Annotated in this window: 20 protein-coding genes and 1 tRNA gene; 10 read left to right on the top strand and 11 right to left on the bottom strand. The window is 44.1% G+C overall.

Annotation, left to right across the window (positions count from 1 at the left end; translation table 11 throughout):
• Positions 1–48 precede the first annotated feature (48 nt).
• The 4 genes from MD536_RS11985 to MD536_RS11970 all read right to left on the bottom strand — a co-directional run bounded on the left by MD536_RS11985 (position 49) and on the right by MD536_RS11970 (position 7822).
• Positions 49–1929 carry a RagB/SusD family nutrient uptake outer membrane protein gene (locus MD536_RS11985; RefSeq protein WP_239599695.1) on the bottom strand — a complete coding sequence of 627 codons (1881 nt, stop codon included), beginning with the start codon at positions 1927–1929 and terminating at the stop codon, positions 49–51.
• Between the two features lie 10 nt (positions 1930–1939).
• Positions 1940–5176: a SusC/RagA family TonB-linked outer membrane protein gene (locus MD536_RS11980; protein WP_239599692.1), complete on the bottom strand. Its 3237-nt coding sequence runs from the start codon at positions 5174–5176 to the stop codon at positions 1940–1942.
• A 359-nt stretch (positions 5177–5535) separates the two neighbouring features.
• Positions 5536–7332: an acyl-CoA dehydrogenase FadE gene (locus MD536_RS11975; RefSeq protein WP_239599689.1), complete on the bottom strand. Its 1797-nt coding sequence runs from the start codon at positions 7330–7332 to the stop codon at positions 5536–5538.
• 49 nt (positions 7333–7381) lie between these two features.
• Positions 7382–7822: a MarR family winged helix-turn-helix transcriptional regulator gene (locus MD536_RS11970; protein WP_239599686.1), complete on the bottom strand. Its 441-nt coding sequence runs from the start codon at positions 7820–7822 to the stop codon at positions 7382–7384.
• Between the two features lie 96 nt (positions 7823–7918).
• Here MD536_RS11970 and MD536_RS11965 point away from each other — a divergent pair, with 96 nt between their 5' ends.
• Genes MD536_RS11965 through MD536_RS11955 form a run of 3 tightly spaced genes read left to right on the top strand, consistent with a single transcriptional unit; the run spans position 7919 to position 11067 of the window.
• Positions 7919–8740 carry an alpha/beta fold hydrolase gene (locus MD536_RS11965; RefSeq protein WP_239599684.1) on the top strand — a complete coding sequence of 274 codons (822 nt, stop codon included), beginning with the start codon at positions 7919–7921 and terminating at the stop codon, positions 8738–8740.
• A gap of 12 nt (positions 8741–8752) precedes the next feature.
• Entirely contained in the window at positions 8753–9895 is a 1143-nt protein-coding gene (locus MD536_RS11960; RefSeq protein WP_239599681.1) for a glycosyltransferase, read from the top strand.
• A gap of 17 nt (positions 9896–9912) precedes the next feature.
• On the top strand, positions 9913–11067 hold the full coding sequence (locus MD536_RS11955; protein WP_239599678.1) for an ABC transporter permease: 1155 nt from the start codon (positions 9913–9915) through the stop codon (positions 11065–11067).
• Positions 11068–11102: 35 nt separating this feature from the next.
• Here the strand turns inward: MD536_RS11955 and MD536_RS11950 are convergent, their stop codons facing one another.
• Positions 11103–11519 carry a hypothetical protein gene (locus MD536_RS11950; RefSeq protein WP_239599675.1) on the bottom strand — a complete coding sequence of 139 codons (417 nt, stop codon included), beginning with the start codon at positions 11517–11519 and terminating at the stop codon, positions 11103–11105.
• Between the two features lie 160 nt (positions 11520–11679).
• Positions 11680–12147, bottom strand: a complete 468-nt coding sequence (locus tag MD536_RS11945) for an Lrp/AsnC ligand binding domain-containing protein (RefSeq protein ID WP_234866527.1) — start codon at positions 12145–12147, stop codon at positions 11680–11682.
• A 142-nt stretch (positions 12148–12289) separates the two neighbouring features.
• On the opposite strand from MD536_RS11945, the gene MD536_RS11940 reads away from it, so the two are divergent.
• The 4 genes from MD536_RS11940 (at position 12290) to MD536_RS11925 (ending at position 14556) form a co-directional block, all read left to right on the top strand.
• A tRNA-Asp gene (locus MD536_RS11940) sits at positions 12290–12409 on the top strand.
• Between the two features lie 445 nt (positions 12410–12854).
• Entirely contained in the window at positions 12855–13490 is a 636-nt protein-coding gene (locus MD536_RS11935; RefSeq protein ID WP_239599661.1) for a porin family protein, read from the top strand.
• A 55-nt stretch (positions 13491–13545) separates the two neighbouring features.
• Entirely contained in the window at positions 13546–14214 is a 669-nt protein-coding gene (locus tag MD536_RS11930; protein ID WP_498366312.1) for a YiaD family glycine zipper/OmpA-like lipoprotein, read from the top strand.
• 6 nt (positions 14215–14220) lie between these two features.
• The gene (locus MD536_RS11925; RefSeq protein WP_239599633.1) at positions 14221–14556 is read left to right on the top strand and encodes a hypothetical protein; all 336 of its coding nucleotides are present in this window, start codon (positions 14221–14223) and stop codon (positions 14554–14556) included.
• Here MD536_RS11925 and MD536_RS11920 read toward each other — a convergent pair whose 3' ends face one another.
• The gene (locus MD536_RS11920; protein WP_239599625.1) at positions 14557–15651 is read right to left on the bottom strand and encodes an alkaline phosphatase family protein; all 1095 of its coding nucleotides are present in this window, start codon (positions 15649–15651) and stop codon (positions 14557–14559) included.
• A gap of 206 nt (positions 15652–15857) precedes the next feature.
• Here MD536_RS11920 and trmB point away from each other — a divergent pair, with 206 nt between their 5' ends.
• Genes trmB through MD536_RS11905 form a run of 3 tightly spaced genes read left to right on the top strand, consistent with a single transcriptional unit; the run spans position 15858 to position 17149 of the window.
• Positions 15858–16568 (top strand): tRNA (guanosine(46)-N7)-methyltransferase TrmB, encoded by a 711-nt coding sequence (gene trmB, locus MD536_RS11915; protein ID WP_239599622.1) that lies wholly within the window; start codon positions 15858–15860, stop codon positions 16566–16568.
• Entirely contained in the window at positions 16519–16761 is a 243-nt protein-coding gene (locus MD536_RS11910) for a C1orf53 family protein (RefSeq protein ID WP_317208123.1), read from the top strand. Before trmB ends, MD536_RS11910 begins: the two co-directional genes overlap by 50 nt.
• The gene (locus MD536_RS11905) at positions 16736–17149 is read left to right on the top strand and encodes an MGMT family protein (protein ID WP_239599585.1); all 414 of its coding nucleotides are present in this window, start codon (positions 16736–16738) and stop codon (positions 17147–17149) included. The genes MD536_RS11910 and MD536_RS11905 overlap by 26 nt, the downstream gene beginning before the upstream one ends.
• 3 nt (positions 17150–17152) lie before the next feature.
• Here the strand turns inward: MD536_RS11905 and MD536_RS11900 are convergent, their stop codons facing one another.
• From MD536_RS11900 to MD536_RS11885, 4 genes are all read right to left on the bottom strand, one after another.
• Positions 17153–17626 (bottom strand): hypothetical protein, encoded by a 474-nt coding sequence (locus tag MD536_RS11900; protein WP_239599582.1) that lies wholly within the window; start codon positions 17624–17626, stop codon positions 17153–17155.
• Between the two features lie 22 nt (positions 17627–17648).
• Positions 17649–18191, bottom strand: coding sequence for a DUF420 domain-containing protein (locus MD536_RS11895; protein ID WP_239599580.1), 543 nt, complete (start codon positions 18189–18191; stop codon positions 17649–17651).
• 5 nt (positions 18192–18196) lie between these two features.
• The gene (locus MD536_RS11890; RefSeq protein WP_239599568.1) at positions 18197–18916 is read right to left on the bottom strand and encodes an SCO family protein; all 720 of its coding nucleotides are present in this window, start codon (positions 18914–18916) and stop codon (positions 18197–18199) included.
• 101 nt (positions 18917–19017) lie between these two features.
• Positions 19018–19467 (bottom strand): cytochrome C oxidase subunit IV family protein, encoded by a 450-nt coding sequence (locus tag MD536_RS11885; protein ID WP_234866517.1) that lies wholly within the window; start codon positions 19465–19467, stop codon positions 19018–19020.
• Positions 19468–19472: the final 5 nt, after the last annotated feature.

Raw genomic sequence — 19472 nt, 5'->3', positions numbered from 1 at the left:
CTATCCCAATTTAGGAATAGATTCTTTTTATTCATGTGATCTTTCTTATTAGTAACCTGGATTCTGAATCAGCTTGTCATTCCGATTCATTTCATCCCTCAGGATTGGACGGTAATACATTTTATCGTCCCATTTCCTCCGTTCGTTTTCGTTATTGTCCACCACGGTATAGGTATAGTTATACCGCGATTTATCATGCCGATACGGAATATGCGGAGTGGCTCCACTTTTCAGTGTACCATTTACGATGATGCTCTTAATACCTCTGCCTACTGTTTCAGCTGCAATCATCCACCTGCGGGCGTCATGATACCGATGCTCTTCGAACGCTAGTTCAACCCGCCTTTCGTTGCGATAGCGGTTGACCAGGTCCTGACCGGCATCCGTTACACCCGGCATACCCGCACGGAAACGAATTTTGTTAAGCCATGCCCGGGCCTCAGCTTCTTCACCCAGTGCCAAACAGGCTTCAATATAATTCAAGACAACTTCTGTGTAACGCACAAACGGCCAGGGTACCAGTTGGAAATTGGACTGATTATCCGGTAACGCCGGGTTTGGATCAATAAACTTCCGGTTGTAATAGTGCGTTCTGGATCCATTCCAGTTTTCTACGGAAGAGGAACGGGTATCAATACCATTGATTGTTCCGGATCCGTTGTTATAATAACCAGCTTGTATCTGGCTTACCGGATCAAGTCCGATTACATCTGAAGGCCGGGGTTTCCAGGGCGCACCATCATACAGAACTGTTGCATAAAAGCGGGGATCACGACCTGTATAGGGGTCGGCTTTATGATCCGGATCATTCCAGTCAAATTTGCTGCCATCCATCATTTCATAATCATCTACCAGTTGCTGAATTGGCGTATTACCTCCCCAGTTATGATAACCATTCGGGCCATTGTTGATTCCAAAATGCAAACCACCCAGTGGCCAGTTGCTTTCCTGAGTATATAAGCCGGAAAGTGTTCTGAAAAAGATCAGTTCAGCTGCAGCAGCTGCATCCGCTTCCGCAGCCTTACTGCCACCTCCCATTGATAACGAAACATAGTTATTCTTGCCTTCCTCGGCAGATACCGGAGCTGTAAGATCAAGTTTATATCCAGTGCCTGCATCCAGCACTGCTTTCGCTGCATTTTTTGCTGCTTGCCAGCGTGCTGTTCGATCGCCACCATTGTATGCTACCAATTCAATATTAGAGAATGAACTAAGTGTAGCAGATTTAGATTTTGCAGTATTCGCATCGTGTAAATCACTGGCTGCATACAGCAATACTCTTGATTTTAATGCCATTGCTGACAATTCAGAAGCACGACCTGGTGTTACCGGCTTACCGTCAAGCAATAGCGCTGCACTATCCAGGTCAGAAACAATGGAAGCCACAGTTGCTTCAAAGCTGCTTCTCTCAATGCTGTAATCTTCATTCAATCCATAAGGACGTTTCACCAGTGGAACACCTCCATAGAAGCGCATTAGTTGCTGGTAATAATAGCCTCTCAGGAAATAGGCTTCTCCCAATAGACGATCCTTTAATGGCTGATCATCAAAGGATGCGCCAGGCAATCTGTTGATGGCAATATTTGCATCCCGTATAGCTTCATACATGGTATTCCAGCTATAGGTGCCACTAAACCAGGCAGGGTTCGAAGGTGTTTCGGCTCCTTCCGTGAACGTGTTGATGTTTCTTCCTGCGTGAGTAAACATCGCTTCATCTGTATAAGCTGCCAGCATCTGTTCCTCAAACCCACCATAACCCAGGTAGGAGTATAAATTGAACACGAATGCCTGTGCGAGCGGACCATCGGTCCAGGTCGACTCACTTGAGAACTCGTTCTGAGGTTCCGTGTTCAGGAAGTCTTTCTTACAAGCACCGGCTGTCACTAAAACTGCCAATGCGATCGTGGTAATTATTTTCCCGTTTTTCATCTGTACTAGTTTAAAAAGTTACACTAAAGCCCAGGTTGATCACTCTCGCCTGTGGATAATAAACACCACTTTCAACGGTTGCTTCCGGATCGTATACTTTCATCTTGTCGATGGTAAATACATTCAATCCATTCGCAAAGACGCGGAGATTGCTGATCTTAATGCGCTGCAGTAATTCAGGAGATAAATTATATCCGATTTCAATATTCTTCAAACGCATATAATTTTTACTGAACATATAGTAAGTGTTATTACCATAGTTTCCTCCAGTGAAATAAGTATCACCCCTGCTGGCTAACCTTGGATGCACACTGCTGGGATTGTCAATGGACCACCTGTTCTTATAGAAATATTCCAGGTAGTTACCAATGTCTCCGGACTCAGTTTGAATTCTGATCAACGCCCCGGTTGCTCCCTGGAACAACATACTCAGATCAAATCCCTTGTAACGAAGATCAAAGGTTGCACCATAGTTGAAAGTGGGTGTATTATTTTTATCCAGCCGCACTGCATCATCGGCATTGATCACATTGTCGCCGTTCACATCCCGGATCTTCATGTCTCCTGGTAACAACTGACCTGTTACCCCACTGTAGTCAACCGTATTTTTATTGATGTCTTCCACATCACGGAATACTCCATCGTACTGGAAGGCCAGGAAGGCTCCGATCTGCTTGCCTTCCATCCGCTGATAATCGGGAATACCAGGCGTTTCAGACATGAACACAACTTTATTTTTCGCATAACCACCGTTAATACCTGCACGGATAACCAAGTCTTTGCCCGCTCTCGCGTTGTAATTCAAGGCAAATTCAAATCCTCTGTTGTCTACTTCACCCAGGTTCTGAGGTGGCAAACGATCCGCAATACCAGATGAACCCGGCGTAACACCCGTATTGGGTATCAGGATTTTTGTCCGGTTATTGTAGAAGTATTCCAATGTCAGATCAAACCGGTTATCCAAAAAGCTCGCATCCATACCGATATTATAGTTCTGCGCACGCTCCCAGGTAAAGAAGGGGTTGGGCAGCAACCGCTCGAACAGCGTATTCTGTACCTGGCCGTTGATCGGGTATTGTCCGCTTCCATAAATGGATAAATAAGCAAACTCCTGTAATACGCCATTATAAAGGATCTGGTCATTACCCATCTGGCCATAGGAGGCTCGTAATTTCAGGTTATTAACGGCCTTCACATTCCACCAGTTTTCATTGGAAACGTTCCATCCCAATAAAACCCCGGGGAAGAAACCAAACCGGGAATCTTCCGGGAACATATAGGAACCATCATAGCGCCAGATAAATTCTGCCAGGTATTTTTCTTTGTAGTTATACTGCGCACGACCATAATAACCCAAACGGGCGCGCTCATAGGCTCCTCCATCCGTACGTTGGTTGGCCGTTCCACCAGCTGCAATCTGCGCTACTGCTGTAGACAGAAAATCTCTTCTATAAGCAAGAAATCCTTCACCCGAAAAAGTTTCACGGGTAACCCCCACCAACACTCCTATTGAATGATCATCCCCGATACGGGTATCATAATTCAGCATCCCTGTCAGGTTGGTATTCAACACAGAAGAGTAAGACTGTGTCAGACGTGGATCCGTAAAATTCGAACGTACTGCCCCAACCAGTAAAGGAGTTACTCCATCTGCCTCGTAGGAGATCTTATCCCAGCTGTAAAGTTTCCAGGGAGTTTGCCAGGTTTTGTTGGTGGATGTGGTTTTATCCACAGCGCCCGACAACGTAAGCTTCAGCCCTTTGATCCAGGGATTGGTAATTTCCACGGAACCATTGCCCTGCACAAAATCAGTGGGGTTTTTCTGGTAACCCGTGGCATTGGTTGTAATTACATATGGGTTCTGTCCATTCTCAATATCCGGCCCCGGCAATCCATTGGGCCACACTTCCGGCTCAGTAGGGCGACCTCTCATCAACATTCTGAAGATCGCACCAGCGCTTTCTGTAGGAAAGTTTCTGTCTTCTCGCCTGGCCAGAATTCCTACATTGACATTTATGTATGGATTTACTTTAGCCGTCAGGTTAGTGCGGAAATTATACTGCTTGTAATAAGTGGCTGAGTTCTTATAATAAGCATCCTGGTGAACATAACCTAATGAAGTAAAATACCGGATGTTCTCATTACCCCCTGTCAACTGTAAATTATGTCTTGATTGTGGAGACCATGTTTTGAATGCATCCCCAAACCAATCGGTATCAGGATGACCCCAGGGATCACTTCCATCCTTGAATTTCTGTACAGATTCAGGAGAATATTGAACACTGGGTACACCTGGATAGGTTCCAGTGGCCTGAATGGATTCCCAGGCTGCGGCCCAGTTGGCTGGCGCCACATTTCGGTAAATTGGCAATTCATTCATGATGGTGGCATACTGATAAGCGTTGGCCATTTTTGGAATTCTTGCCGGCTGGCTCCAGCCCTGGTTGAAATCATAGGTAATCTTTGGTTTGCCGGAAGCCCCTCTCTTGGTAGTTACAAGGATCGCACCGTTTGCCGCACGTGCTCCATAAATAGCAGCAGATGCATCCTTCAATACGGAGATGGACTCAATATCTTTGGGGTTCAAACGCCCCAGACCACCATCCCGGTCCGGAATACCATCAATTACAATAAGCGGACTGCTGTTACCAAGGGTATTATTACCCCGGATACGCAAGGTGGCACCATCGTATCCTGGTTCACCACTGGTTTGAATTACTACCAGTCCGGGTAAACGACCTGCCAGTGAATTCGATAAATCTACTGCCGGTGATTTTACCAGAGCTTCGCCCTTTACCGCTGTTACTGCACCTGTTACTGTAACCTTTCGTTGCGTTCCATATCCCACAACCACCACATCTGATAACTGCTCATTGGCAGCAGACAGCGTGATCGCAACAGAATTGGATGCTGTCAAATCATATTCCAGGGTTTTGTATCCAACAAAACTGAAAACAAGCGTTTTATCGCCTTCTCCAATAGTCAGTTTAAATAAACCATCGTCATTTGTTGTAGTACCGGAAGAACGTCCTTTAACCGTTACACTTGCATTGGAAATTGGATTTCCTTTTTCGTCCGTTACACGTCCACTGATTTCACGCCCCTGCTGATAAGGAGCTTCCGCATAACCATCCGGTGCAGCAAGAACGGGATATGGAGACGAAACCCCAAGCCCGAGCGTAGCAGCAAGGAGCAGCGCAGCAAAGCCCTTTCCAGTTAGCTGGTTGAGTTTAAATGAAGCATTCATTTAAGTAGATTAAAAAATGATTGAATTGGATTAGAGTTAATTGATGCGCAACACGCACCTCTTTTGTATCGTCAAAATCAGACGTAAAACATTAACTATCAATAGATAAATAGGGAACTGTCTTATAGAATGGTACAAATCGCCCCGAACATGGCGGAGCCAGAGCAGCAATCGTGACATAAAAATGGTTTTAGCTTGGTTACAATGTTGAATATATGTTAAAAATTATAACAGTCAATCAAACACTTAATATTTATTTTGGCAAATGTTAAAATAAGCTAAACATATGTCAATTTATTGCAGGTATAAAAAAAGGAGCCTTAGGCTCCTTAAGTGTAAACATTTATAAAATATGATTTTTAGAGGGGATAGCGATTGTCCGCAAGTATTTTCGCCGAGATCCTTCTCCTTGCTTCCTTACTGTTAAAGGCCGCTGCTTTAGTGAAGCGTTTCAGCCCCAGTAGCATCATACGTTGCTCATCACCATCCGCAAAAGCATTAATGGCGTCTTTTCCATATTTATTGATCTTATCAGCCACGTCGTAAAGGTAGGTCCTTGCCATATCTGCTTCCAACTGGCATTGGCCTTCTCCACGCTGGTCAGACAGCTTCATAAGGCGCAGTAAGGCGGATTCTGCATTATAGGTCAGGATGGCCATATCGGCAATATTCATCAGGATTTCCTGTTCAGCTTCGATCTTCATCTGAAGCTTCTGAACCGCAGCCCCTGCAGTCATCAGGATCGCCTTTTTGAAATTGGCAATGAGTTTTTTCTCAGCATCAAATGCTTGCTCGTCCCCCGAACCAAAATCTGGAATGCTCATGAGTTCTTTCATTACTGCCATAGCCGGATTTAGCAAATCCAGCTTGCCTTTCATGGCACGCTTCAAAACCATATCAACGGTAAGTAACCGGTTAATTTCATTCGTTCCCTCATAGATCCGGTTAATCCGGCTATCGCGATACGCTTTTGAAATAATGTATTCGTCACTGAATCCATTTCCACCATGGATCTGTACCCCTTCATCTACCACGAAATCTAATACCTCACTTCCAAATACTTTTAGCATGGCACATTCAATGGCATACTCCTCTGCAGCGCCTAACAGCGCTTCATTAAATGGTTTACCGCTGCCAAGTAATTCCACTTCTTTATTATCAATCCATTTACTGGAACGGTAAAGTGCCGATTCACATACCCAGATCTGGATGGCCATTTCCGCAATCTTGTTTTTGATTGCACCGAAATTGCTGATGGGCTGCTTGAACTGCTCCCGTGTATTGGCATACTCGATGGAGGTATTAAAAGCCCGCTTGGCTCCACCCAGTGCGGCGGCACATAATTTAAGGCGACCAATATTCAGGATATTAAAAGCAATGATATGCCCCTTACCGATCTCTCCTAATACATTTTCAACCGGCACTTTGCAATCCTGAAAATACAATTGAACTGTGGAGGATCCTTTAATACCCATTTTGTGTTCTTCCGGACCCTGCGTAAACCCTTCCATTCCACGCTCTACAATAAAACCGGTGAACTTATCGCCATCCACTTTAGCAAACACGGTATAGACGTCCGCAAAGCCGCCATTGGTGATCCAGCATTTTTGCCCGTTCAGGATATAATATTTTCCATCTTCCGATAGCTTAGCTGTTGTTTTGGCGCCTAATGCATCAGACCCGGAGTTTGGCTCTGTCAATCCGTATGCACCCTTCCATTCTCCGGTTGCCAGCTTGGGTATATACTTAGCTTTTTGCTCCGGTGCTCCAAAATACAAAATGGGCAGTGTGCCAATCCCGGTATGTGCCGCTACCGCTACAGAAAAAGAAAATCCACCGCCCAGGCCTTCATTCACCAGGGTAGCAGTTATGAAATCTTTCCCTAGTCCGCCAAATTCCTCAGGAATAGATGTTCCCAACAAGCCCTGCTCACCCGCTTTCTCCACCAGGGAAGGCATTAAGCCCTGCTCCAATTTATCAATCCGGTCTACAATGGGTAAAACTTCCGTGTCCAAGAAACTGGCACACATATCTTTTACCATTTGCTGCTCTTCGTTAAAATCCTCAGGTATAAAGGTTTCAAACGGGGAACTTTCTTTGATCAGCCATTCGCCACCCTTAAGGATGGTCGCTTGTTGTTGGGATGCACTGGACATTGTTATAAGATTAAATAGTTAATAGATCTCTCATTTCACGTCTGACGTCTCACTTTAAATTGTCATAAACAATCTGCAACACTGCTTTACATATCTCCACCTGATCAGCCGGTACACCGGTAAGCGCTTCATTCAAGGTCTCTTCTGCCAGCTCCATTGATGCTTCCTGCATCTTACGTGCTTCCGGTGTCAGGTAAATCATATTCATCCGGCGGTCTTCTTTCGATGCTACCCGCTTTACCAGTTTCAGCTTTTCCAGATTGTCCACCAGCCTCGTAATACTGGGTTTATCCCGGAAAGTGGCATTACATAATTCCTGCTGACTAATCCCATCCTCTTTCCATAGATGATATAATACACTCCATTGCTCTATGGTCAGGTTCAGTTGAGCCGAGTTGAATTTTTTCTGTAACCGCCTCGCTATTGCTGTCGATGCCTTACCCGTGATAAAACTGTATAACTCGCCTTTCTTAAATTGGTTGTTTGGCATATAGTTAGTTAAACAACTATTCGAATGTACTAAATTTTCTTGACTCCTGCAATCTTTTCCTGCTAATTTCGGACGGAAAAATATTCGCTATCCAACATGAAGATTTCCTTCCGGAATCAATACCTCCACTATCAGCTGATCGGGAACGGTCCCCGTTGGGTGATCGCTCTTCACGGGTATGGTGAAAGCGGAATTTCCTTTCACTCCCTGGCTGCTGAATTGAGTAGGGAGTTTACATTTATTTGTCCTGATCTGCCGCTTCACGGAAAATCAGTCTGGCAAGCTGCCTCCCCATTTGCGCCCAAAGACCTGGAAGAAATAATTCGATTGCTGATGCAGGAGCATGAGTTTAATTCCATGGTACTCGCAGGCTATTCAATGGGAGGGCGTTTGGTCAGCTGCCTGGCAGCCAACAGCAGGTTGCCAATAGAAGAACTCTGGTTGTTTGCACCGGATGGTTTTCATCGTAACCCCTGGTATTGGATTGCCACCAAAACAGGTTGGGGGAATCGCCTCTTTAAGTTTACGATGCAACAACCTCAATGGTTTTTGAAAGCCATGAAATTTTCAAGGTCACTAAAACTGCTTCACCCGGGAATTTATAAATTCTCTATTCAGTTCCTGCTTCAGGAAAAGGCCAGGAAAGATTTGTATGAACGCTGGACCTTCTACAAAAACTTTAACGTTAACAAGGTTAAATTAAGAGATCAATTGATAACAAATCAAATTCCACTAAGGCAATTCTTCGGAAAATTTGACCGGATCATTCCAGTTTCGCATGGCCGGTGGATGGAGGAAAATAATGCTGACTTATCAACTACCATCCTGCTTAATTCAGGTCACCGTTTGCTTGATCCGGCCATTACGCCTAATATTGCCGCAGCAATCCGGCTGCCTATTCACGAACCCGGCGCCTGATGCTTCCACCTCATGACCATCCTGGTATTCATAACATTGCTGCTGCTGGTTTTATATGCTGCACTTATAGCTTTCTACCACCGGAGCTGGAAGGCAGTAGCCGGGCAGGATGAGATTCCGTCAAACTTTACTCCTGCATTAAAAATTACTGTTTTGATTCCGGCCAGGAATGAAGGCTCGAATATCCGAGCCTGTATAGAATCTTATCTGAAACAAAGCTATCCTTTTGAATTGCGGGAATGTATGGTAATAGACGATCATTCCGAAGACAACACAGCTGCAATTGTGGAGGAATATGCGGGCCAGGGAATTAAACTGATCCGGCTGTCAGACAAGCTACCCGTACTGCCAATCAATTCCTACAAAAAAAAGGCACTTGAAACCGGTATTGCCTTGGCATCCGGAGAACTAATACTAACTACAGATGCAGATTGTTTACTGCCGCCCGACTGGATCCTCCAGCATGTTTTTTTCCAGCAGAATACAGGCGCCTGCTTTATATCCGGACCGGTAAAAATTAGTTGCGGCACTTCATGGCTTACCCATTTTCAGGCACTTGATTTCATTAGTCTCCAGGGAATCACTGGTGCTTCCATTTCCAAAGGCTTTCATGCTATGAGCAATGGCGCAAATCTATCTTATCTGAAATCCGCTTTTCTCGATGTCAACGGATTTGAAGGAATTGACCAGCTTGCATCCGGAGATGACATGTTTCTTCATCAAAAAATTGCTGCCCGCTTTCCAGGAAAATCCGCTTACCTGAAAAGTAAAAATGCAATTGTTGAAACAGCTGCCATGCCCGATATTACCAGCTTTCTTCAGCAACGAATACGCTGGGCGAGTAAAGCCCGAACTTATCAGGAATCCCGACTCAAATGGGTGCTTTTGTTAGTTTACCTATTAAATCTGCTCTTGCTGATTCTATTGATCTCAGGAATCTTTATCCAAAAGCTATGGTGGATTGCGCTGCCTGCAATACTGATTAAAACACTCATTGAGTGGCCCTTCATGATCCGGGTTGGTGAATTTTTCGGTTACTCCCGCCTCGTTACTTTCTTCCCCTTTTATCAACCACTTCATATTTTGTATACGGTAGCAGCAGGAACCTTCGGACAGTTCGGAACCTATCAATGGAAGGGTCGTCAAGTTCGCTAATTGTTTATTTTTATCACATGTCAGCTGCTGAATCACCCTCTGTCTGGTTGAAATTAATACGACAACCTTCCACCATTATTGGAGGCTTGATTACTATCCTTGCTGTATTGCTGGCAATATTCGGATATTGGATTAGTCCGGATAGCAGTCCGGATGCCAACCGAATGATCGTAGAAATTGCAAGTCGCCCTCCCGGCTTCCGGCAGCAATTTCTCTTACTCCCAAAATCTCCTCAACCCCCAGAAGTATCCTGGTGGAAACGCACCCTGTTCGGACAACCCGATCGCTTCACCTTTATCCCGATTGGTAGTCATGAATGGGACCAGGATTCAGTGGTTGTGCAACAATTCATCGATGAAGACTTATACGATAGAGTCGCTTTTTCGCTTACACTATTTTCGGTTGATCAGCATGCCTCTACCCAGACAACAAGCTCCGATCAAAAACTGAACAACCAGCAATCGATTGTTTCGGTTAACCCCGATCGCTATATTAAAGAACAACGTTTTCTTTTGGGAACGGATAAATTTGGCCGCGACATGCTGAGCCGGCTCATCATCGGTACCCGGATCAGTTTATTGGTGGGTGGTATCGCGATGGTGCTATCACTCACAATCGGGCTTTTGCTCGGAAGCATTGCCGGATTTTATGGGGGCAAATCAGATCAGGTAATTATGTGGCTGATCAATGTCATCTGGAGCATTCCCACACTCTTACTGGTATTTGCGATAACATTGCTGTTGGGCAAGGGTTTCTGGCAGGTGTTTATTGCGGTGGGACTAACCATGTGGGTGAATGTGGCCAGGCTGGTCCGTGGGCAATTGATTGCAACCCGAAACCTGGAATATGTGGAAGCTGCGAGAGCACTGGGCTACCGGGATTTCAGAATCCTTGTAAAACATATCCTTCCCAACATAATGGGACCCGTGTTGGTAGTGGCCGCTGCAAATTTTGCTTCTGCCATTGTGGTGGAAGCAGGACTCAGTTTTTTAGGAGTGGGCGTACAGCCCCCTCAACCCAGTTGGGGAGCCATGATTAAGGAGAACTATAATTTTATTATAACAAATAACCCGATGCTTGCATTGGCACCGGGTTTTGCAATTATGTTATTGGTTCTCGCTTTTAATCTTATTGGCAACGGCATTCGCGACGCCCTCGACGTTCGCTCCTGATATCTTCTCACGTCTCACATCTGACGTCTCACATCTCACTTGCGTGAATACAGATAAAATCCCGTCTTATTATTACTTGGTTTTGAAACGGAAGTAACAGTTACGGTAACCCGTGAAACCGTCAATTGAGGCGTATTCGTTATTGTGAAATTGGTAGTGGCATTGGAGGTAGTCTGATTAGCAGTAAAGAAAGCCGTTGTACCGCTTCCATCCGGGCGTGCAGAAACTTCAATACGTACTCCCTGCGGAGGCATTTTGGAAGTCACAGTTACAGTCAATGGGAAATTGGGTCCCGGAGCCACTGCTTCCTGCTGACCATTTAAAACAGGGGTAGTTGTGATTACAAGGTTTTCTTCTGCAGGTTCCGGATCATCTCCACCGCCACTACAGGCAGGTAAAAGGATAACAGTAGTTAAAGAGGCAAGCAGTAATCTGGCAAAAACGGATTTCATGTAATGTGTAAATTATACGTTTAGTTTAAAGATAGGGCTTCTCGCCAAGAACCGCAAGAAATGTGAAACGCAAACGTGAGACGTCAGATGTGAGACGTGAGAAGAACTTCCACAATCCCCTCCTCCCTTCCTCCCTCTTCCTTTCCTCCCTCTTCCATACTCATATCCGTACTTCCACATTCCTGTTCAAACTCTCATCCAACGAAATAAAGGTTTCGGTTCGCTCAATTCCTTTGATTTTCTGCAACTGGTCGTGTAATACATTTCTTAAATGATTGATATCCTTACAAATAATCTCTGCCAGGATGCTGTAATTGCCAGTTGTATAATTCATCCGAACAATCTCTGGAATCTTGCTGAGTTCCTTCGCAACATTGTCATACAACGAACTTTTTTCCAGGTAAATACCAATAAAGGCAATTACATCGTACCCCAGTAATTTCAGATCTACGTTCAGGCGGCTCCCTTTTACGATGCCCATTTCCTGTAATTTTTTGATGCGAACATGAATAGTTCCACCGGAAACAAATAACTTTTTACCTAAATCAGCATAGGACGTTTCGGCATTTTCCATCATCTCCTGGATAATCTGATAATCCAGTTTGTCTAAATTCAATTTACCAGCCATTTTAGAAAGTATTTTTTGATAAATTCTATTGCAATATACAATTATTTGAATGATTTCAATATATTTTAAATTTTGTTTGAAATATTTGCAATGAATTGGCCTTTTGCTGTATGTTTGCACTATCAAAGTTCTTAGAATATACTGTGGGATGATGAAATTTTCGGCAGACATGCCCCCTTGTCTCGGGGGTGGGGATTACAGGATAAAGAAGTGAAAACTTACTAACTGCCCCGTGGAGGTTCGACTCCTCCTCCTACAGCCAGCTTTTAATAGTTGCTCTTTACACTGTGGGGTGATGAAATTTTTGGCAGACATGCCCTCTCGTCTCGGGGGTGGGGATTACAGGATAAACGTAGCATAGAGCCGACTGGTATTGCTGTTCAGTGCAAACTGGACTGTAATAAAGCCGACCAGGGTTGACCACTAAGCATTGTACTACGGCTAACTGCCCCGTGGAGGTTCGACTCCTCCCCCTACAGCATTTTAAAATCCCGGCCTAAACGCGGGATTTTTTTGTACCGTCGCATCGGTTTCGATTGCATGCCATTGGTACACACAGTTTTTTCTCATGTGTGTGTTTACAGCTGTTAGGTAGCCCCTCCGTTCACTGAGGGGCTTTTTTCATTTCTCACTTCTGACGTCTCACATCTCACGTCTCACTTCCTCCCTGGCATAATTTTTTTTCATGCCCTGAAAAACTTCAGAACATGAAAAAAAGCATCCGCATTACCCTTGCTGCACTTACCATCAGCGGTAGCATATTTGCACAAGACAATCTATCTCTCGGCGGAACTGCCGGATTTGGCCATACCTGGCTTTCCAATTCAACGAATAGCCGCTATCAGCCAGCTGGTAACCTGGGCCTAAGTTTAACCTACAGTACAGAAACAAACTGGGGATTTGGCGCAGACCTTAAATGGTCCATAGAAGGGGGAAAAACTTCCACAGCCAATTTTACCAGCACTACGCGACTCGACTATGTACGTGTTCCAGTTAAAGTCATGTACTTTTTTGGTGAACGCGGAAACGCTTTCAGACCCAAATTAACGGTGGGCCCCTCTGTTGGTTTTCTAGTTGGAGGTAAAAACGAAGCAACTACCATTGCAGGCGATACTAAAACAACTGTTGAAACCAACGCCTCCGATTTTGCTAAATCAGTTGATCTGGGAGTAGCTGCCAGTGCAGGATTTAACTACCGATTGGTTGAACGCACCTGGCTAAACGTTGATCTGAACTACTATCATGGATTAACTGACGTACTTGAGGCAGCTTCCGTTGATCAGAAAAACAGAAATATCGGAATCAACGTAGGTGTAAGCTTCGGCATCGGAAAAGTTCAGTAATCGCATATTTATTAACGTTATACTATACCATATGAACTATAACATAGGAAAAAAAATAAGGCAGGTTGCATGGGCTGCAGCTGCGTTCAGCCTCGTGAGTGCAACAACCATAGGATGTAAATCCATGAATAAAACACAGAAAGGAGTAGCCATCGGAGCAGCTGGTGGTGCTGTACTGGGTGCAGGCGTTGGAAAAGCTGCAGGTAATACTGCAGTCGGCGCCATAATTGGGGCTGCAGTTGGCGGTGTAACCGGCGGTATTATTGGTCGGAAAATGGATAAACAGGCAGAAGAGATTGAAAAAATTCCTGGTGCAGAAGTTAAACGAGTAGGTGAAGGTATTAATGTAACCTTCGACTCAGGAGTACTCTTCGGTTTTGACCAGTCCAATCTTACAGGTGTAGCATCTGAAAGAATTGCCGATCTGTCTGAGATCCTGAAGAAATACCCTGATACCTATATTCTTATTGAGGGTCATACAGATGATAAGGGAAGCCATTCATATAATGATCGGCTCTCCAGACAAAGGGCGCAGTCTGTCGCTTCTTATCTTGAACAAAAAGATATTAAAGGCAAACGGATACGTACATCCTGGTATGGTGAAGACCAGCCAAAATTTGATAACAGTACCGAAGAAAACAGGGCAAAAAACAGGAGGGTTGAGTTTGCCATCTATGCCAATGAAAAAATGGTAGAGGATGCTAAGAAAGAAGCCACAAAATAAACCAGTATGACAGTTTATAAAAAACATAGCATTCTTTCAGCTCTCAAAAATTGCAGTATCGGTACACTCAAGGAAGCTGTTTCGCAGTACCCTGATCTGGTTCTGCGCACCATAATAAAGGATTTTAATCTGCAGGATTCCAACATCCTTCAGGCCGAAGTACAGGACGATCAGTTCTTATATAAAAATGAGCAGAGACCTCTTGAGGTCTTTGCTCATTTTCTTACTCCGGATTCCAGGATGCTGGTAGTCATTAACGGACGATCCACCATTCATTCCAGGAACGGTAAATCAGCCCTGGTTAATATCGAAATTCAGTCTGTCAACAGTTTAAAACGTTGATTACTTTTCCCAGATTTCTTTCACTGCTGGTGCAATGGGATGAGTTGCAGTATAAGTCTGACCCAAAAAATTCGCAACTGTCTGCGCAACCTGTTGCTGATATAACTGCAACGGTTGTTTTACTTCTCCTTTTGCAGGGATACCGGGTGCCAATACAGCTATCCAGATTTCATCTGCACCTACGATTTTGCTACCATGGTGTTTCCACTCTTCTTTAACCTCATCACCCCTTCCATGATCTGTTGTAATGATGATGGCAGTTTTGTTTTTATAATGCGGATCTGATTGAACATAGTTCCAGATATCCCCAATCCATTTGTCAACCATATGGGCAGCATTAAGGTAGTTCTTATACATCCCGGCATGGGCCCACTCATCTGTTTCACCATAAGAGATTTGCATCACTTTTGGTTTACGTACTTTCAGGTTTTCCATCGCTGCAAAATGTGTAAATACATCCAGGCATTCATGCAGATCCCAGGGCTTAAACACATCTTTTTGCATTTGATTGATCAGCTGTTCAGTTGCTGTTGGTTTGCTTCCACCAACCGGATCAAATGCACTTATAACAGGAATGCCTGAGCGCTGTTCATTTACAATGCGATCAAATGCATCCCAGGCCCCGAATACTGCAATTTTATTTTTAAAAGCCGGCTGCTTGTGCAGAAATTCCAACACGGTAACATGAGGATTCGGAGGAAAATCATTTGAATTGATCTTCTCATCTCCATAACCGGTAAGTATCTCACTATAACCAGGATAGGAGAACCAGTGCGGATTTGAATTATTCACCTTATTACCATAGGCACGGTTTCCATATAGTTGTCCATTTTGTGCTATGATTGACCAGAAAAAAGGCATCAGTTTAGTCCTTCTTTCAACCGCGTCCGCAGCCCAATACGCTTTGTAAATATCAGCGCTGTCGCCCTGGTTAAAGGCACGGTCATTTGCCAGCACAGGATCCATTCCCTGGAATACTTCCTGCCACCGCAGTCCATCAGTAGTAATTAGGATAACATTTTCAATCTTGGATTGAGCCTGTATGTTAACAAGCAACAACAATAAAAGGTATACCAATAATCCAGCCTTTTTCATTTGCTACCGGGTTTAGTGTTACCAAATGTACTGAATGCAATCCTTCACCTATTCGCAAATTGCGCCCAACACACCTCATTTCACGAAAACTTAATCCCCCCTTCCTCCACTCCTCCCTTTCTTCCTTTCCTCCATCTTCCCTTCCCCCTTTGTCTCCCGTATCCTTTGTCTCCTCTTCCATTCCTTCCCTTCCTATCTTTGCCGGTATGGGACAAAAAAAACTCATCCGTTTTGAAGCTATCAAAAGTTTTTCCAATGTTTTCCAATATCCTGAAGGAATGGCTGGTAAGTGGTCAGCACATTTCGGCAATACCAATCCCCTTGTCCTGGAACTTGCCTGTGGAAAAGGCGAGTATACGGTTGGATTATCTGCGCTGCACCCAAGCCAGAATTTCATTGGTATTGATGTGAAGGGCAACCGCATTTACATTGGAGCAAAAAAATGTCTTGATAACAACCAGACCAATGCCGCCTTCCTTAGAACCAAGATCGATCAGATTACCAACTATTTTGCTCCTGCAGAAGTTTCTGAGATCTGGATCACTTTCCCGGACCCGCAGTTGAGACGTTCACGTCACACCAAGCGACTTACTCACCCGAAATTCCTCCGCAAATACCAGCAATTATTGAAACCCGGCGGACTCATTCACCTGAAAACAGATTCCCCTGTACTATTCCAATTTACTTTATGGGTTATTGAACTCTATGGGCTTGAGCTTGTTAACAAAACAGACGATCTCTATGCTCTGCCGGATATCAGCCCGGAATTGAAAATTAAAACGCATTACGAAGGACTGGATATCGCTCAAAGCAACCGCATTCATTACCTGGCTTTCCGTCTACCGGCTACCATACTGCCGGATTTTGATGAAAAGCTACACGACCTGGTTTTTGAACATGAAAAAGCAACTGATTGAAGGCGAAGATTTTTATTATAACGAATCCGGTTTCGTCGTATTAACAGCGAAATACCATCTTGACAAAGGCTTCTGCTGTGGTAACGGCTGTTTGCATTGCCCTTTTGATTATATTAATGTTCCGGAGCCAAAAAGATCGCAACTTCGATTAAACCGGGATTCCAGCCATGGCCAGTCCGAAAAAGAAAAATAGATCAGCAACCACCAAATCCAGCAAGGGAGACAAACTCAAACAAGTTGATCCCTCCGGAAAAAAATCCGTCTCATTCTTTGAACAGGTATATGACCTGGTAGAGCAGATCCCCAAAGGCAGAGTTACTACATATGGTGCGATTGCCCGCAGTCTTGGCTCAGGACTATCTGCAAGAATGGTTGGGTGGGCACTTAATGGATCCTTTCTTTCCGATCGAAAAATTCCCGCTCAGCGGGTAGTAAACAGAAATGGACAATTATCCGGTAAAGCACATTTTCCAACTCCCACTCGCATGCAGGAGTTACTCGAAAAAGAAGGTATCACAGTACTAAACGATACCATTCAGAACTTCAGCAAAGTATTCTGGGATCCGGCAGAGGAACTCTAAATTTTACAAACCCGCCACTTCCTGCTCACTAAGACGCAATTGAATCATCACTTTATGTTTGAAAGGATTCAACCCTCCAAATATAACCAGGAGCGTAAAGGACAATGCTAGAAAAGCCCAGTTACCGGTAAGCAGATAACAAAGTGTACTGAATATTGCCGCAGATTCCATCAGCCCCCATTGAAGAATGGAAGCAGACTTGAATCGGTTTAGTTTTTCCCTGGCCGTACTGTCACTGGTCTTGATCTGTTCCAGCTTTCGGCGAAACAACTGCAATCCCGCAAACACAGCAGCGAAACAATACAAAACAGCCACAACCTGCAGCAGCCGATCCGTTGGAATATCTACAACAGGATCAATAATGTTAAACTGAACCAACAGAAAAGCTGCCAACATGGATAATACCAGCACATACAATAACGTCTTGTACAGATGTTGAAGATCCCTGAAAATGGAGGGCGCAGTTGCTTTGCTCATGGCACAATTTACAGGTTTTCGCTCAGGTGTAATAGGGGTTGATCATCAGGTATACCAGCACCCCGGTTACAGCTACATAAAACCAAATTGGCCAGGTAATTCTCGCAATCTTTTTGTGCGCCGGCCATTCTGCTATCATAGCCCGGTAGGCAGTAAACAAAATAAAAGGAAGTATGATGGCGGCCAGAAAAATATGAGTAATAAGAATAAAATAGTAGACAGTCCGCATCCATCCCGTACCACCATATAGTGTTTGCTCCGACAGCAGGTGATGTGCAATATAGGAGATCAGGAATAAGGAAGATAGCCCAATCGCCAGGAACATCAGCCGCTTATGCCATTGAAATTTTTTCTGTTTCACCGCAATAAGCGCAGCTACCAGCAGTACTGCAACAGCACTGTTCAGGAGGGCATTAATGCGTGCAAACACATGTACATCGAAACCAAGTTGAAAATCCAGTTTAACCCTGGACAAAATAACCACTGCAATAAAAACAACAAAAGAAACCAATCCGATCAACCACTTTGCTGTCACATCATTCTTTTTGATCATTGCTGATAACATAACTTCTATTTTCTAAAGAGATTTCGTTTTTTCTTTTTGTCCTTCTCGATGAAGATCTTCACGATATCACCAGCCAGGTCAGCCATTGCCATACTGTCCAGTCCATTGTAATAACCCCGTACTACCCGATCCCGATCCATCAATACAAACTTTTCGGTATGAATAAAATTCGAATCCACTCCCTCTCCATCAATTGCAGAAAGCTTTACTTCATTTAAAGCGAAATCATAAATGGTTTTTTTATCTCCCGTCAGCATCCACCACACATCATGATTAACTCCATACCGGTCCGCAAACTTCTTTAATTGTACTGCCGAATCCCGCTCCGGATCCACACTGAACGATAAAAACTGAACAAAAGTGGTATCAATTTTACGGGTAACATCCTGCAGCTTTAATGCATTCTGCAATCTTTTCATATTGACCGTCAAAGTCGGACAAATAGATGGGCAGCGGGTAAAGAAAAAATTGGCTACTATTACTTTGCCCTGGATATCATCCAGACTCACTTCTTCTCCCAGCTGATTGGTAAGCTGGATATTAGCCACTTTATGCCAAACGGTATCGGTAATTTCTTTTCCGCCTTCAACTTTGGTCAGCACAGTATCCACATAATACCGGCGAGGCATATCCACAGCATCTGTACTATAATGATCAACGATAAAATAACAGATCACCGGAACGATTACCGCTAAAAAAATCCCTGCTAATGCTGTTTTATTCAAATCCGATAGTATTAATAGTAAAAACCATCCGCAGCAGCGGATGGTTCAGTTGTTTAATAAAGTTATTACCCTGTTGGTCAGTATCTAATCCGCCTCAAACCTTAATGTCCAACTTTGGTATCCGTTTCCTTGCTACCGTGTTCGGTCTTTTGCACTTTTGTCTCGCTCTGTTCCTTATGATACGGATCATAGGTATTCTTCAGATTCCGGTACGAATTGCCATCCGCCAGGAAAGCAATGATAAACCAAACGAAGAGCAGCAAAGGAACAACAATTGTCATAATCATGTTGCGCAATTCATGCTTCAGGTGCATGAAATAAGCAACAATGTAAAAGGCTTTAGCCAGCATGAGAATTAAAATCACCCCCTTGATCAAGTGAACCATAAACGGACCCAGACTCTGATGAGACAGGTATAACCAAAAGCCAAGTGCCAGTTCTATAAGTGTAATTACAGAAAGGATTACAGTAATCTTAATTACTTCTTTTCTGCTGGCCTCCCTATCATATTCATGATGGAAGGTGATTTCAGTGTTATTATCTTGATGCATAATTG

The sequence above is a fragment of the Flavihumibacter cheonanensis genome (genome assembly GCF_022352215.1).
Classification (GTDB): domain Bacteria; phylum Bacteroidota; class Bacteroidia; order Chitinophagales; family Chitinophagaceae; genus Flavihumibacter; species Flavihumibacter cheonanensis.
Note: the sequence above shows the minus strand (reverse complement) of the source record. Positions and strands in the feature narration are given on the sequence as shown.